This is a genomic window from Streptomyces sp. NPDC102406, assembly GCF_044765725.1.
In the GTDB taxonomy this organism is placed as follows: Bacteria; Actinomycetota; Actinomycetes; order Streptomycetales; family Streptomycetaceae; genus Streptomyces.
Window position 1 is genome coordinate 254312 of the sequence record NZ_JBIWKP010000008.1, and the last position, 12266, is coordinate 266577.

Annotated in this window: 12 protein-coding genes; 7 read left to right on the forward strand and 5 right to left on the reverse strand. The window is 70.5% G+C overall.

Annotated features, from left to right (window positions below; genetic code table 11):
* Nucleotides 1-6: 6 nt before the first annotated feature.
* Nucleotides 7-177 carry a hypothetical protein gene (locus ACIRF8_RS28655; RefSeq protein ID WP_404219261.1) on the reverse strand — a complete coding sequence of 57 codons (171 nt, stop codon included), beginning with the start codon at nucleotides 175-177 and terminating at the stop codon, nucleotides 7-9.
* Nucleotides 178-284: 107 nt separating this feature from the next.
* Complete coding sequence (locus tag ACIRF8_RS28660) at nucleotides 285-1781, reverse strand: peptide MFS transporter (RefSeq protein WP_404219263.1); 1497 nt, start codon at nucleotides 1779-1781, stop codon at nucleotides 285-287.
* A 512-nt stretch (nucleotides 1782-2293) separates the two neighbouring features.
* Here ACIRF8_RS28660 and ACIRF8_RS28665 point away from each other — a divergent pair.
* A complete protein-coding gene (locus tag ACIRF8_RS28665) occupies nucleotides 2294-2971 on the forward strand; it encodes a response regulator transcription factor (protein ID WP_324771572.1) in 678 nt (225 codons plus the stop codon).
* 65 nt (nucleotides 2972-3036) lie between these two features.
* The gene (locus ACIRF8_RS28670) at nucleotides 3037-4323 is read left to right on the forward strand and encodes an ATP-binding protein (RefSeq protein ID WP_404219265.1); all 1287 of its coding nucleotides are present in this window, start codon (nucleotides 3037-3039) and stop codon (nucleotides 4321-4323) included.
* Between the two features lie 22 nt (nucleotides 4324-4345).
* Here the strand turns inward: ACIRF8_RS28670 and ACIRF8_RS28675 are convergent, their stop codons facing one another.
* The gene (locus tag ACIRF8_RS28675; RefSeq protein ID WP_404219267.1) at nucleotides 4346-4903 is read right to left on the reverse strand and encodes a GtrA family protein; all 558 of its coding nucleotides are present in this window, start codon (nucleotides 4901-4903) and stop codon (nucleotides 4346-4348) included.
* Nucleotides 4904-5074: 171 nt separating this feature from the next.
* On the opposite strand from ACIRF8_RS28675, the gene ACIRF8_RS28680 reads away from it, so the two are divergent.
* The 4 genes from ACIRF8_RS28680 (at nucleotide 5075) to ACIRF8_RS28695 (ending at nucleotide 9142) form a co-directional block, all read left to right on the forward strand.
* Entirely contained in the window at nucleotides 5075-6226 is a 1152-nt protein-coding gene (locus ACIRF8_RS28680; RefSeq protein WP_404219269.1) for a 5-(carboxyamino)imidazole ribonucleotide synthase, read from the forward strand.
* Nucleotides 6223-6750, forward strand: coding sequence for a 5-(carboxyamino)imidazole ribonucleotide mutase (gene purE, locus ACIRF8_RS28685; RefSeq protein ID WP_404219271.1), 528 nt, complete (start codon nucleotides 6223-6225; stop codon nucleotides 6748-6750). The genes ACIRF8_RS28680 and purE overlap by 4 nt, the downstream gene beginning before the upstream one ends.
* Nucleotides 6751-6776: 26 nt before the next feature.
* Nucleotides 6777-7973, forward strand: a complete 1197-nt coding sequence (locus ACIRF8_RS28690) for a dipeptidase (protein WP_404219274.1) — start codon at nucleotides 6777-6779, stop codon at nucleotides 7971-7973.
* Between the two features lie 119 nt (nucleotides 7974-8092).
* A complete protein-coding gene (locus ACIRF8_RS28695; RefSeq protein WP_404219276.1) occupies nucleotides 8093-9142 on the forward strand; it encodes a membrane dipeptidase in 1050 nt (349 codons plus the stop codon).
* Here ACIRF8_RS28695 and ACIRF8_RS28700 read toward each other — a convergent pair whose 3' ends face one another.
* Nucleotides 9143-9511: a VOC family protein gene (locus ACIRF8_RS28700; protein WP_404219278.1), complete on the reverse strand. Its 369-nt coding sequence runs from the start codon at nucleotides 9509-9511 to the stop codon at nucleotides 9143-9145.
* 81 nt (nucleotides 9512-9592) lie between these two features.
* On the reverse strand, nucleotides 9593-10918 hold the full coding sequence (locus ACIRF8_RS28705; RefSeq protein ID WP_404219280.1) for a UDP-glucose dehydrogenase family protein: 1326 nt from the start codon (nucleotides 10916-10918) through the stop codon (nucleotides 9593-9595).
* A 176-nt stretch (nucleotides 10919-11094) separates the two neighbouring features.
* Between ACIRF8_RS28705 and ACIRF8_RS28710 the strand changes: the two genes are divergently transcribed.
* Entirely contained in the window at nucleotides 11095-12261 is a 1167-nt protein-coding gene (locus tag ACIRF8_RS28710; RefSeq protein WP_404219283.1) for an acyl-CoA dehydrogenase, read from the forward strand.
* Nucleotides 12262-12266: the final 5 nt, after the last annotated feature.

Sequence of the window (12266 nt, forward strand, 5' to 3'; positions counted from 1 at the left end):
CGCTCCTCACTCCTTGTCCCCCGCGAGGGCGCGCAGCTCGTCCAGCGTCTTTGTGACGCCCGGTTGGCCTGCGCGGTCGCGAGCCACCGCTTCCATCAGACGCCGGGCGTCGGCGGGGGAACGCAGCAGGTGAGCAGTGGCCTGCCAGGTGTCGCGGTCGTCACTACCTCGGGGCACGGACATAAGCATCGACGGTACCGGCCGAAGCCGGACGCCACACGACAAAGGGCCGCCCCACCGGATCCACGGTGCGGCGGCCCTTTGTCAGGGGCTGGGGCGGGGCGTCAGTTGACGGAGCCCATCAGTGCCTTGACCTTCTTGCGGGACGTCCAGATGCCGAAGCCCGCGATGACCGCGATGATCGCCTCGATGGCGACGGCGCCGGAGTTGTTCAGGTTCACGTTGAGCTGCGGGGACGTCAGCAGACCCGTGACCGAGTCACCGGCGGTGACCGCGAGGAACCAGACACCCATCATCTGGGCGCTGTACTTCTCCGGGGCCATCTTCGTGGTGAGCGACAGGCCGACCGGGGAGAGGCACAGCTCGCCGACGGTCTGGATGAAGTAGATCGCGACCAGCCACATCGGGCTGACCCGGCCGCCGTTGTTGGCGGTGTCGATCAGCGGGATGAGGAAGACGGCGAAGGAGATGCCGATGAGCGTCAGGCTGGAGGCGAACTTGACCGCCGTGCTCGGCTCCTTGTCCCGCTTGTTCAGCCACAGCCACCCGGAGGCGACCACGGGGGCGAGCGCCATGATGAAGATCGGGTTCAGCGACTGGTACCAGGAGGTCGGGAAGTCGAACCCGAGCAGGTGGTTCGTGGTCGAGCCCTCGCCGAAGATCGACAGGGTCGAGCCGTTCTGGTCGTAGATCATCCAGAAGACGGCGGCGACCACGAAGAACCAGATGTAGCCGGACAGCTTGGACTGCTCCAGCGTGCTGAGGTCCTTGTCGCGCTTCATCCGGGCCAGGACGGTGATGGGGATGAGGAGGCCCGCGATGATCAGCGGCATCAGCGCCCAGTCGGCGAAGTTCCCGGTGACGCCCATCAGCGTGTAGAGCGCGACGGCGATGATCAGCCAGATCAGACCGGTGCGCAGGGCGGAGCGGCGCTGCTCGGGCGTGGCCGGCTGGGAGACGACGCTGCTCTGGTCGCTCAGGTGACGCGAGCCGAGCACGAACTGGGCCAGACCCAGCGCCATGCCGACCGCCGCGAGACCGAAGCCGAAGTGCCAGTTGACGTTCTCGCCGACCGTGCCGATGGTCAGGGGCGCGAGGAAGGCACCGAGGTTGATGCCGATGTAGAAGAGCGTGAAGCCACCGTCACGGCGCGGGTCCTCGGGACCCTTGTAGAGGTGGCCGACCATCACGGAGATGTTCGCCTTCAGCAGGCCGGAACCGAGCGCGACGAGCGCCATACCGGCGAAGAAGGACCCCGAGCTGGGCAGGGCCAGCGTGATGTGGCCGAGGATGACGACGGAGGCGCCGATGATGACCGTCTTGCGGGGACCCCAGAAGCGGTCCGCCACCCAGCCGCCCGGCATGGCGAGCAGGTAGACCATCGACATGTAGACCGAGTAGATCGCCGTCGCGGTGGTGGCACTCATGTGCATGCCGCCGGGAGCGATCAGGTACAGCGGGAGAAGGGCCTTCATGCCGTAGAAGCTGAAACGCTCCCACATCTCGGTCATGAAGAGAGTGGCCAGTCCGCGGGGGTGGCCGAAGAAGGTCTTCTCGGTGCCAGGGGTACTGGCCGAGTCCTTCGTCAGGCTGGACGCCATGGTCGATCCTCGTGGGGTGTCGGGACGCGCAGCGCAGAGCGGTTGCGCGCCCGGTGGGGGGCGGCCGGCACCGGAGTCCTACCGTCCTCCCCACGCCCGGGGGGATGGCCCGCGCGAGGTGTCGCGACGGGACGAGGTACGGCGGACCCGAGATCCACACCCCGGCGCGCTTCCTTACGCGCGGGGCCCGGCCACAGGTCGTTCCTTGTCATTACCGACCGCAGTCGGCTCGCACAGGAAAGGGACCTCGGTGCGCAGTGCGCTCCTAAAGGTCCCCCATTAGTGCATCAGGCGTTTGGTCACCATACGACACGACAGTGGCGCATATGGAAGGACTTGAGAGATGGATCACAGGCCCTCGTGGAACCAGCGCGCTGATTCGAAGGTGGTTACCAGGATCGCACCCCATGGCCGTAGGAAGCGAACCCGGAGGCATCGGCTCCGTTTGGCCCGGCCGCGCGCACTGGCCGATCGCCCCGCGGCCGTCCCGCGGCGCGGACTACCATCACCTCATGACCCGTGTACTGCTCGCCGAGGACGACGCGTCCATCTCGGAGCCGCTGGCTCGCGCCCTGCGCCGGGAGGGATACGAGGTCGAGGTCCGGGAGGACGGACCCACGGCCGTCGACGCCGGACTGCAAGGATCCATCGATCTCGTCGTCCTCGACCTGGGCCTGCCCGGGATGGACGGCCTGGAGGTCGCCCGCCGGCTGCGCGCCGAGGGGCACACGGTGCCGATCCTGATTCTCACCGCGCGCGCCGACGAGGTGGACACGGTCGTCGGCCTCGACGCCGGCGCCGACGACTACGTCACCAAGCCGTTCCGCCTCGCCGAACTCCTCGCCCGGGTCCGGGCGCTGCTGCGGCGCGGCTCCGCCGAGCCCAAGGAGACCCCGGCCACGCACGGCGTGCGCATCGACGTCGAGTCGCACCGTGCCTGGATGGGCGACGAGGAACTCCAGCTCACCGCCAAGGAGTTCGACCTGCTGCGGGTGCTCGTGCGCGACGCGGGCCGGGTCGTCACCCGGGACCAGTTGATGCGCGAGGTCTGGGACACGACCTGGTGGTCCTCGACCAAGACGCTGGACATGCACATCTCCTGGCTCAGGAAGAAGCTCGGCGACGACGCGGCCAACCCGAGGTACATCGCCACGGTGCGCGGAGTGGGCTTCCGGTTCGAGAAGAGCTGAGAGCCCGCCTGTGAACCCCCGGTTCACGCATGAGCGGCGCCGCCCCGATCCGGGAGACTGACCCCATGCGCCGCCGACTCATCAACTCCACGCTCGCCGTCGTCCTGGTCGTCATCGCCGTGTTCGGGGTCTCCCTCGTCATCGTGGAGACCCGGACCATCAGCAACAGCGCGCAGGACCGCGTCGAGTCGGAGGCGGTCCGGCTCGCCTCCATCGTGGACAGCCGACTGCTCAGCGGCGAGCAGGTCAACGGCGACATCCTCGCCGACCAGGTCGCCGTCGAGGAGCGCTACGCCGTCGTCTCCATCCCGGGCCGTGCCCCCATCGAGCTGGGCACCGAACCCGGGGGCGACGTCATCTCGTACACCGCCAAGGGTGAGCGGGGCGAGAAGGTCACCGTCGAGGAGGCCCGCTCCGCGGTGACCCGCGAGGTCGGCCGGACCCTGCTGATCATCGCGGGCGTGGCGCTGCTCGCGGTCGTCGCCGCCGTGCTGCTCGCCGTCCGCCAGGCCCACCGTCTCGCGTCGCCGCTCACCGACCTCGCCTCCACCGCCGAGCGCCTCGGCTCCGGTGACCCGCGCCCGCGCCACAAGCGCTACGGCGTCCCCGAGCTGGACCGCGTGGCCGACGTCCTCGACGGGTCCGCCGAGCGCATCGCCCGCATGCTGACCGCCGAGCGGCGCCTGGCCGCCGACGCCTCCCACCAGTTGCGTACGCCGCTGACGGCGCTCTCCATGCGCCTGGAGGAGATCACCATGACCGACGACCTGGCCGAGGTGAAGGAGGAGGCGACGATCGCGCTCGCACAGGTCGAGCGGCTCACCGACGTCGTCGAGCGGCTGCTCACCAACTCCCGCGACCCGCGCATCGGCTCCGCCGTCAGCTTCGACCTCGACGAGGTGATCAAGCAGCAACTGGAGGAGTGGCGCCCCGCCTACCGCAGCGCGGGCCGGGCCATCGTCTCCTCCGGCAAGCACCACCTCACGGCGGTCGGCACGCCGGGCGCCGTCGCCCAGGTCCTCGCCGCGCTGATCGAGAACTCGCTGATGCACGGCGGCGGAACCGTCGCCCTGCGCACCCGCGTCACCGGCAACCAGGCGGTCATCGAGGTCACGGACGAGGGCCCGGGCGTCCCCCCCGAGCTGGGTTCACGGATCTTCGAGCGGACCATCAGCGGCCGCAACTCCACGGGCATCGGCCTCGCCGTCGCCCGCGACCTGGCCGAGGCCGACGGCGGACGCCTCGAAATGCTCCAGGCGGCCCCGCCCGTCTTCGGCCTGTTCCTGTCGCGGACCCCGCTCAAGAAACCCGGCAGCGACCCGGACGGCACCGACACCGGCACGGTCCGCTAGGACAGGCCCTGGCGGTGGTGTCCTACGGCTTCACGCGGTGGACCGGCGGCACGTCCGACTCGTCCAGGAACGATTCCGCACGGGCCACCGTCTCCCGGGCGGGCAGCGCCTTGAAGACCCAGCTCCGGTAGGACCAGAAGCGGAACAGGGTGGCGAGGCCCATGCCGAGGAACTTGAAGACGTTGCTCTGGAGCTGGCTGTCCCAGCCGAAGCCGTACGTCGCCGCGTACAGGACACCGTTCTCGATCACCAGGCCGACGACGCTGAACAGCAGGAACAGCGTCAGTTCCTTCGCGCGCCCGCTCTTGTCGCGGTCGCGGTAGGTGAAGTAGCGGAACCCCACGTAGTTGAAGGCGATGGCGACGACGGTGGCGATCACGCTGGCGCGCACGACCTGGAGGTCCGTGCCGTGCCGCATCAGGTTGAAGACCGCGAAGTTCACGAGGACACCGAGCGCGCCGACCACACCGAACTTGGCGATCTCCCGGGCCAGCGTGTCGAAGCGCTGCCGCAGGGCGCCGATACGGGACGAGGGCCCGCTTCCCGCAGGGCCGGATCGTCGGCCGGTGGTCGCCTTCATAGTGGTCGCCTCAGCCCCCGTCGTCCCCGTGATGTGGTCGCGCGGCCCATGAGAACCGACCCAGCCATGCTAACCACGGGCTCCCGAAGCCGCCTCCGGACAGCCCCTGTGGACGTTCCTCCAAGAAGGAGGCCGTGCGAGGGCCGGTGGAACGGCCGATACCCTGGGGGTGTGACGTTCCCGGTAGTCGGCATGGTCGGCGGGGGCCAGCTCGCTCGTATGACACACGAGGCGGGCATCCCGCTCGGCATCAGGTTCAAGCTCCTCAGTGACACTCCTCAGGATTCCGCGGCGCAGGTCGTCGGTGATGTCGTCGTAGGCGACTACCGCGATCTCGACACGCTGCGTGAGTTCGCGCGCGGCTGTGACGTGATCACCTTCGATCACGAGCACGTGCCGACCGAGCACCTACGGGCCCTGGAGGCGGACGGCATCCCCGTCCGTCCCGGACCCGCCGCGCTGCTCTACGCCCAGGACAAGGGCGAGATGCGCGCGAAGCTCACCGCGCTCGGCGTGCCGTGTCCGCGCCACCGCCTCGTGCGCGACGTGGCGGACGTCGCCGCGTTCGCCGCCGAGGGCGACGGCTTCCCCGTCATCCTCAAGACGGTGCGCGGCGGCTACGACGGCAAGGGCGTGTGGTTCGTGCGCTCCGAGGCCGACGCGGCCGAGCCGTTCAAGGCGGGCGTGCCGGTCCTCGCCGAGGAGAAGGTCGACTTCGTCCGCGAGCTGGCGGCGAACGTCGTCCGCTCCCCCCACGGACAGGCGGTCGCCTACCCCGTCGTCGAGTCCCAGCAGGTCGACGGCGTCTGCGACACGGTGATCGCCCCCGCGCCCGGCCTCGACGAGACCCTCGCGGGCGAGGCCCAGGAGCTGGCGCTGCGGATCGCCAAGGAGCTCGGGGTCGTCGGCCACCTCGCCGTCGAACTCTTCGAGACGCGCGGACCCGACGGGAAGCCCGGCGTCCTCGTCAACGAACTGGCCATGCGCCCGCACAACTCCGGGCACTGGACCCAGGACGGCGCGATCACCTCGCAGTTCGCCAACCACGTCCGCGCCGTCCTCGACCTGCCGCTGGGCGACCCGCGCCCGCGCGCCCCGTGGACGGTGATGTGCAACGTCCTGGGCGGCGACTTCCCGGACATGTACAGCGCCTACCTGCACTGCATGGCCCGCGACCCGCAGCTCAAGATCCACATGTACGGCAAGGACGTGAAGCCCGGACGCAAGGTCGGCCACGTCAACACCTACGGCGACGACCTCGACGACGTGCTGGAGCGCGCCCGTCACGCAGCCGGCTATCTCAGAGGAACGATCACGGAATGACCTCTCCCGTTGTTGGCATCGTCATGGGATCCGACTCCGACTGGCCCGTCATGGAGGGCGCCGCGAAGGCGCTCGCCGAGTTCGAGGTCCCCTACGAGGTCGACGTCGTCTCCGCGCACCGCATGCCGCACGAGATGATCTCCTACGGCGAGCACGCCGCCGGGCGAGGCCTCAAGGCGATCATCGCGGGCGCGGGCGGCGCCGCCCACCTGCCCGGCATGCTCGCCTCGGTGACGCCGCTGCCGGTCATCGGCGTGCCCGTGCCGCTGAAGTACCTCGACGGCATGGACTCACTGCTCTCCATCGTGCAGATGCCCGCCGGTGTCCCCGTCGCCACGGTCTCGGTGGGCGGCGCGCGCAACGCGGGCCTGCTCGCCGCGCGCATGCTCGCCGCGCACGACGAGGAACTGCTCGCCCGGATGCGCGAGTTCCAGCAGGAGCTGAACGACCAGGCCACCGAGAAGGGCAAGCGGCTGCGCGCCAAGGTCGACGGCGCGGGCGCCGGTTTCGGCTTCGGCAAGTGAGCGGCACAGAGCGGGGAGCGAACGACATGACGGACGACGCGCTGCGGCAGGCCCGCGAGATACTCGCCGAGTTCCCCGTCGTCGACGGGCACAACGACCTGCCGTGGGCCCTGCGCGAGCAGGTCACCTACGACATCGACGCCCGCGACATCGCCGCCGACCAGAGCGCCCACCTCCACACCGACCTCGCACGGCTGCGGGCCGGCGGCGTCGGCGCCCAGTTCTGGTCGGTGTACGTACGCACCGACCTGACCGGGGACGCGGCGGTCAGCGCCACCCTTGAACAGATCGACTGCGTCGACCAGCTCATCGCCCGCTACCCCGGCGACCTGCGGGCCGCACTGACCGCCGCGGACATGGAGACGGCGCGCCGGGAGGGCCGGATCGCCTCCCTCAAGGGCGCCGAGGGCGGCCACTCGATCAACAACTCCCTCGCCACCCTGCGCGCGCTGTACGCCCTCGGCGTGCGCTACATGACGCTCACCCACAACGACAACATCGCCTGGGCGGACTCCGCCACGGACGAACCCGGGGTGGGCGGCCTGTCCGCCTTCGGCCGCGAGGTCGTACGGGAGATGAACCGCGAGGGCATGCTCGTCGACCTCTCCCACGTCGCCGCCACCACGATGCGCGCCGCCCTCGACACGTCGGCGGCGCCGGTGATCTTCTCCCACTCCTCGGCCCGGGCCGTCTGCGACCACCCGCGCAACATCCCCGACGACGTCCTGGAGCGGCTCCCCGGCAACGGGGGAGTGGCCATGGTGACCTTCGTGCCCAAGTTCGTCCTCCAGGCCGCCGTCGACTGGACCGCCGCGGCCGACGACAACCTGCGCGCCCACGGCTTCCACCACCTCGACTCCTCACCCGAGGCGATGAAGCTGCACCGCGCCTTCGAGGAGTCCAGGCCGCGCCCCGGCGCCACCGTCTCCACGGTCGCCGACCACCTCGACCACATGCGCGAGGTCGCGGGCGTCGACCACATCGGCATCGGCGGCGACTACGACGGCACCGCGTTCACCCCGGACGGCCTCGACGACGTGTCCGGCTACCCGAACCTCATCGCCGAACTCCTCACCCGCGGCTGGTCCCGGACCGACCTCTCCAAGCTCACTTGGGGCAACGCCGTACGGGTGCTGGGCGCCGCCGAGGACGTGGCACGCGAGCTGCGGACGCGGCGCGGACCCTCCAACGCGACGCTCGAACAGCTCGACGGCCAGGGCTGACCCACCGCGGCTCAGCGGGCGGCGCCTCCCCCGAACGGCGCCGTCCACCGCGAAGGGGCGTCCCCCGCATGCCACGGTGGACGCACGCCTGTCCCCATACTTCTGGCCGGAGCCGTGCCATGGCAGACCTACAGGACGAACTGAACGCCACCACGGAAGTGGGCGAGCTTGACCGCCCCTCCGCGCCGGCCGAACCCCCGCACCCCGACCCCCTCCAGGCCCGCGACCTGCTGGCCCGGCACCCGGTGGCGGACGGCTACTGCGGACTGCCCGGAGCGCTGGACAGACTGCCCTGGTACGACCTCGAACCGGGCGAGTGCGCCGTCGAGACCGACCTGCCGCGGCTGCGCGCCGGCGGCACCGGCGCCCTGCTGTGGGCCCTGGCCACCGCCCCCGACCGGCCGGTCACCTCGACACTGGAACAGCTCGACCTCGTCCAGCACGTCGTCAGCCGCTACCCCGAGCGCCTGCGCCTGGCCCACAGCGCCTCCGAGACCGCCGACGCCCGCGCCCACGGCCGGATCGCCGTCGTCATCGGCCCCGCACCGGCCGCCGCCGCGGGTGACTCCCTCGGCACCCTGCGCGCCCTGCACGCACTCGGCCTGCGCGCCCTCTCCCTGAGCGACGCGCCCTGGGCGCCGCGGGACCGCGGACTGACCCGCCTCGGCGAGCAGATGGTCCGCGAGATGAACCGCCTCGGCATGCTCGTCGACCTCACCGGCGCGGCCCCGGCGACGGCCCACCGCGTCCTCGACATGTCCAAGGCCCCGGTCGTCCTCACCCACTCCGGCGCCCGCGCCCTCAACAGCCACCCCGACAACGCCCCCGACGACCTCCTGACGGCACTGCGCGCCCAGCGCGGCCTGTGCCTGGTCCCCTGCTCCGTGGCGCGCACCGGCCCCGCGCTGCGCGACGTGGCGGACCACCTGGACCACGTACGTCACATCGCGGGCCCCGAGACGGTCGGCCTCTGCGGCATGTACGACACCGGGGACACCCACCCCGAAGGACTCGGCGACCCCACCGGATACCCCGCGCTCATCGCGGAACTCATCGACCGCGGCTGGCCCGAACCGGACCTCTCCCTGCTCACCTGGGGCAACGTCCAGCGCGTACTGCGCGGCGTCGAGTTCACGGCCCGGGCGGCGCGGCGGCGCAACAGGTCCTAGCTAGGCAGCGCAGAGGCAGAACGGGTGGCCGACCGGATCGGCGTAGACGCGCCAGCTCCGGTCGCGGTCCTCCGCGTCGAGCACCCGCGCGCCCAGCGCAAGGACCTCCTTCTCCGCACGGTCCAGGTCCCCGACGGTCAGGTCCAGATGCGCCTGCTGCCCGTTCTCGGCCGCGGGCCAGGCCGGCGGCACGTACCCCGGCGACTTCTGGAACGCCAACCGCTGACCGCCCGGTACCTCCAGGACCAGCCACGCACCGTCCTCCTCGGAGTGCGTCAGGGTGCCGCCGAGGACCGCCGCGTAGAAATCGGCGAGCGCGCGCGGATCGGGACAGTCCAGAGCGACGACATCGAGCTTCGCGATGGCCATGGCTTCTCCTTCTACCGGTGCCTACCGTTCCGCACAGGATTCTGTACCGCTCGCGCGCGTTTCGAACCCGGGCGCGGCCCCTCAGGCCGACGGCCGCCCCATCGCCCGGTACGTCCAGCCCGCCTCCCGCCACAGCGAGGCGTCCAGCGCGTTGCGCCCGTCCAGGATCACCCGCGCCGACGCCACCGCGCCCAGCTCCGCCGGGTCCAGCTCCCGGAACTCCCGCCACTCCGTCAGATGCAGCACGACATCCGCGCCCCGCACCGCGTCGAGCGCCGAATCCGCGTACCCGAGCGTCGGGAAGAGCCGCCGCGCGTTCGCCATGCCCTTCGGGTCGTACACCGTCACCTGGCCGCCCTGGAGGTGGATCTGCCCGGCCACGTTCAACGCGGGCGAGTCCCGCACGTCGTCGGAGTCCGGCTTGAACGCGGCGCCCAGCACGGCGACCCGCTTGCCCAAAAACGCCCCGCCGCCCAGCGCCTCACGCGCCATCTCCACCATCGCCCCGCGCCGCCGCATGTTGACCGAGTCGATCTCGCGCAGGAAGGTCAGCGCCTGGTCGGCACCCAGCTCACCCGCGCGCGCCATGAACGCCCGGATGTCCTTGGGCAGGCACCCGCCGCCGAACCCGATCCCGGCCCGCAGGAACTTGTGCCCGATCCGGTCGTCGTAGCCGATCGCCTCGGCGAGCTTCGCGACATCGCCGCCGGCCGCCTCACAGACCTCGGCCATCGCGTTGATGAACGAGATCTTGGTGGCAAGGAAGGAGTTCGCCGCCGTCTTGACCAGCTCGGCCGTGGGGAAGTCCGTCACCACGAGCGGCGTGCCCTCGGCGAGCGGTGTCGCGTACACGTCCCGCAGCAGCTTCTCGGCCCGCTCGCTGCCGACACCGACGACGATCCGGTCCGGGTGCAGCGTGTCACCGACCGCGAAGCCCTCGCGCAGGAACTCCGGGTTCCACGCCAGCTCCACCCCCTCGGGCAGCATTCCGGCGAGCCGCTGCGCCGAGCCGACCGGCACGGTCGACTTGCCGACGACCAGCGCGCCCGGCTTCAGGTGCGGGGCGAGCGAGGTGAAGGCGGCGTCCACGTAGCTCATGTCGCACGCGTACTCACCGTGCTTCTGCGGCGTGTTCACGCAGACGAAGAGCACGTCGCCGAAGGCCGCCGCCTCGGCGAAGTCCATCGTGAAGCGCAGCCGCCCGGTGGACCCCTCGATCCCGGCGACGTGCCGCCGCAGCAGCTCCTCAAGACCGGGCTCGTACATCGGGACCTCGCCCCGCGTGAGCATCTCGATCTTCTCGGGCACGACATCGAGACCGAGCACCTCGAAACCCAGCTCGGCCATGGCCGCGGCGTGCGTGGCACCGAGATATCCGGTACCGATCACAGTGATCTTGAGGGCCATAGGGGGCTCCAGAGGTGTGGGTGTCGCGTGCGCGGACGAGCATAGTCGGGGCATGGGAGACCCTCTCGGCGGGCAACTCTCACGCTGTCGCGTAGCTCACGTATCCCTGACGCGGCCCGGGACCTAAAATTTGGGTTACTTAACGGTAATTAGCAGCGCTTGGAGCGTGAGACACCTTGGCCGGATCGGCTTCCCACCCGGAGTTCGACCTGTACCGCCCGTCCGAGGAGCACGACATGCTCCGCGACGCCATCCGCTCGCTGGCCGAGGCGAAGATCGCCCCGTTCGCCGCCGCGGTGGACGAGGAGGCCCGCTTCCCGCAGGAGGCCCACGACGCGCTCGTCGCCGCGGACCTGCACGCCGTGCACGTACCGGAGGAGTACGGCGGCACCGGCGCCGACGCGCTCGCCACCGTCATCGTCATCGAGGAGGTGGCCCGCGCCTGCGTCTCCTCCTCCCTCATCCCCGCCGTGAACAAGCTGGGCTCGCTCCCCGTCATCCTTTCCGGCTCCGAGGAGCTGAAGAAGAAGTACCTGGGCCCGCTGGCCAAGGGCGACGGCATGTTCTCGTACTGCCTCAGCGAGCCGGACGCCGGTTCGGACGCGGCCGGCATGAAGACGCGCGCGGTGCGCGACGGCGACTCCTGGGTGCTCAACGGCGTGAAGCGCTGGATCACCAACGCGGGCGTCAGCGAGTACTACACGGTCATGGCCGTCACCGACCCGGAGAAGCGCTCGAAGGGCATCTCCGCCTTCGTCGTCGAGAAGTCCGACGAGGGTGTCTCCTTCGGCGCCCCGGAGAAGAAGCTCGGCATCAAGGGCTCGCCGACCCGCGAGGTCTACTTCGACAACGTCCGCATCCCCGCCGACCGCATGATCGGCGAGGAGGGCACCGGCTTCGCCACGGCGATGAAGACGCTCGACCACACCCGCATCACGATCGCCGCGCAGGCGCTCGGTGTCGCGCAGGGCGCCCTCGACTACGCCAAGGGCTACGTCCGCGAGCGCAAGCAGTTCGGCAAGCCGATCGCCGACTTCCAGGGCATCCAGTTCATGCTCGCCGACATGGCCATGAAGATCGAGGCCGCCCGCCAGCTCACGTACGCGGCTGCCGCCAAGTCGGAGCGCGGCGACAAGGACCTCACGTTCCAGGGTGCGGCGGCCAAGTGCTTCGCCTCGGACGTGGCCATGGAGGTCACCACGGACGCCGTCCAGCTCCTCGGCGGCTACGGCTACACGCGTGACTACCCGGTCGAGCGGATGATGCGCGACGCGAAGATCACGCAGATTTATGAGGGCACGAATCAGGTTCAGCGGATCGTGATGGCCCGCAACCTGCCGTAGGCCCA

Coding starts and splice junctions, on each gene's coding strand:
- ACIRF8_RS28660 (WP_404219263.1), bottom strand. CDS start 1,781: ATGGCGTCCAGCCTGACGAAGGACTCGGCCAGTACCCCTGGCACCGAG.
- ACIRF8_RS28665 (WP_324771572.1), top strand. CDS start 2,294: ATGACCCGTGTACTGCTCGCCGAGGACGACGCGTCCATCTCGGAGCCG.
- ACIRF8_RS28670 (WP_404219265.1), top strand. CDS start 3,037: ATGCGCCGCCGACTCATCAACTCCACGCTCGCCGTCGTCCTGGTCGTC.
- ACIRF8_RS28675 (WP_404219267.1), bottom strand. CDS start 4,903: ATGAAGGCGACCACCGGCCGACGATCCGGCCCTGCGGGAAGCGGGCCC.
- purE (WP_404219271.1), top strand. CDS start 6,223: ATGACCTCTCCCGTTGTTGGCATCGTCATGGGATCCGACTCCGACTGG.
- ACIRF8_RS28690 (WP_404219274.1), top strand. CDS start 6,777: ATGACGGACGACGCGCTGCGGCAGGCCCGCGAGATACTCGCCGAGTTC.
- ACIRF8_RS28695 (WP_404219276.1), top strand. CDS start 8,093: ATGGCAGACCTACAGGACGAACTGAACGCCACCACGGAAGTGGGCGAG.
- ACIRF8_RS28700 (WP_404219278.1), bottom strand. CDS start 9,511: ATGGCCATCGCGAAGCTCGATGTCGTCGCTCTGGACTGTCCCGATCCG.
- ACIRF8_RS28705 (WP_404219280.1), bottom strand. CDS start 10,918: ATGGCCCTCAAGATCACTGTGATCGGTACCGGATATCTCGGTGCCACG.